Below are 432 nucleotides of genomic sequence, written 5' to 3'. Positions count from 1 at the left end.
TGGGCGGCGCGCAACGCCTCGCGGACGTCGGCGCCTTCCATGCCGTACGGGAACTGCGTGGAGGCGGGCTGCTGCTGCAGGCGACGGAGACGCTTGCCGGTTACGACGACCGGGCGATGCACCAGGTCTTCCGGGCGCTGGCGCCGGTGCTGCCGCCCGGCATCCCCGGTGCCCACCCCGCCCGCCCGAATCCGCGGGTCGTTTTCGAGGACGCGAGCGGGGTCTGAGTACCTTGGCCTGACGCCGGTGGCGCCTTCGCCGGATCCTATTGCTTGCCTAACGCAAGCAGTAGGTATGGTGGGCTTCATACCCCGCCACCGCAGTCCCCCTCCCCGGGCGCGGTCCAGGTCTCCGTCGACCATCCGTACGTTCTGATCGTCGCTGGGGAACCCGGCTTCCAGGTGCACTTGGCGGCCATGGAACTCGCCGGCT

Annotated in this window: 1 protein-coding gene; it reads left to right on the top strand. The window is 70.1% G+C overall.

From position 1 onward, the window contains the following. A partial coding sequence (locus RB628_RS41490) for a hypothetical protein (protein ID WP_318325782.1) occupies nt 1-227 on the top strand: 227 nt, incomplete at its 5' end. Nucleotides 228-432: the final 205 nt, after the last annotated feature.

It is taken from the genome of Streptomyces sp. ADMS, assembly GCF_033441795.1.
Taxonomy (GTDB): Bacteria; Actinomycetota; Actinomycetes; order Streptomycetales; family Streptomycetaceae; genus Streptomyces.
This window is presented reverse-complemented; position numbering and strand designations above follow the sequence as displayed.